Source organism: Nocardia sp. XZ_19_369 (assembly GCF_015355715.1).
Lineage (GTDB): Bacteria > Actinomycetota > Actinomycetes > Mycobacteriales > Mycobacteriaceae > Nocardia.
Genome location: NZ_JACVED010000031.1, coordinates 1 through 1,685 on the forward strand (window position 1 = coordinate 1; position 1,685 = coordinate 1,685).

The 1,685-nt window shown below is 66.3% G+C and carries 1 protein-coding gene; it reads left to right on the plus strand.

The features are described 5' to 3' along the window. The first annotated feature begins 107 nt into the window (after nt 1–107). Nucleotides 108–1,466 carry an IS110 family transposase gene (locus tag IBX18_RS41780; protein WP_194838948.1) on the plus strand — a complete coding sequence of 453 codons (1,359 nt, stop codon included), beginning with the start codon at nt 108–110 and terminating at the stop codon, nt 1,464–1,466. Nucleotides 1,467–1,685 lie beyond the last annotated feature (219 nt).

Consider the following 1,685-nt stretch of genomic DNA (forward strand, 5'->3'; position numbering starts at 1 on the left):
CGCGGCATAGAAAGACGTTTAGTGCGTCGGTTTCGGGGACGTGGGGAACGTCCTCCTGATGCGCTTGTCGGGCTTGGTGTCCCATCGCAAGAGCAGGAGGACGTTCCATGAGTAACGGTAGCGGTGTGTCCCGGGGTGATCGCAACCGCAACGCCCGAATGGCCCGACTGAGGGAGTTGGTTCCGACCCAGAACGCGATCGTCGGGATCGACCTGGCCGACCGCAAACAGATGGTCGTGGTCTGCGACCATGACTCGAAGGTGGTGGCCCGCAAGACGTTCCGCTGTCGTGCCTGGGATATGGGGATCGCTTTGGACTGGGCCAGCACCCGTGCCGAGGCCGCGGGGTTCACCGGTGCGACGGTGGCGTGCGAGCCGACCGGACATCGGTGGCGAGTCCTCGGGCAGCTTGCCGCCGATCGGGACATGTTGTTCGTGTGTGTCCAGCCGGCGATGACGGCATGGTCACGCCGCGCCGAGGACCTCACCACCGACAAAACCGATGAGAAAGACGCGGTGCTGATCGCGCGGTTGACCGCGCAATTGCGTTGCTATGCGCCCGAACCGGGCGATGAAACCTGGAGTCGGCTGCGGCATCTGGGTGCCCGACGCGAGCAGCTACTGGTCGAGATGGTCGCTCAGATCCAGCAGATCCGAGCTCTGCTCGAATGTGTGTGGCCGGCCGCGCTCGAGGCCGCTCAGCAGCCGTTCAAGTCACGGACCTGGATGGCAGCGTTGCGGGTGATCTGCGGCCGCGACGGCGGCGACTTCGCCCGCACCCGACGGTTAGGCCGAGACCGGCTCGAACGTCTCGTCCGTGGCGAGGTCACCCGCGCCGGCGCGAAGCGTCCATGTTTTCGGATTACCGGGAAACTCTTTGCCGCACTCGATGATCCGGCCGGGGTGCTTGCTCACCGCCGCGGCGCGCTGGAACGGGTGCAGCTGTTGCTCGAGGACTGGGCCGAGACCAAGCGACGCCTGGCCGACACAGAAGCCCGAATGACCGGTGTGCTCGATGAGCTCCGGCTCACCGAGCTGGTCACCTCGATCGTCGGGTTGTCGGCGGTCGGGGCCGCAGCGATCCTCGCCGAAACCGGCGACCCCGCTAGGTTTCCCACCGCCCGAGCGGTAGTCAAACACGCTGGTCTGGCACCCCGGGAGAAGAAATCCGGCGCCTTCACCGGCCGCGCCCGACTCACCGGAGCCGGACGCCCCGGACTGCGGTTGGCCGCTTGGCGAGGGGTGTGGGGCACCCAACGCGCCAACCCCGTCTATGCCGCCCGATACCAGCACCTGACCACCCGAGACACCAACCGGCTCACACCTACCCAAGCTCAAGCGGTGATCGCCGCAGCGATCCTGCGCCAACTCCACGCCGTGGTCACCACCCGCCAACCCTGGAACCCACACATCGCCACCCACGGCACCACCAAAGCCGGTCCCACCATGATCTCGACCGCCGCCTGATCAGGCGGCTCATCGAGCGGTCGGTCGGGGCGAGCCCTACGCGGCATCGAGACACCCCGGTGATCTCGTCGCACATCATGGGCAGCCCCGACCTGTCGTCACACAACCCGATTACACGCTGCCGGGAACCAACCCCATTACCGCTATGCCGGGACGACGACAAACACGGGGCCACCGACCGAACCGCTTGACACATAACGTCTTACGCTGATGTGCGGA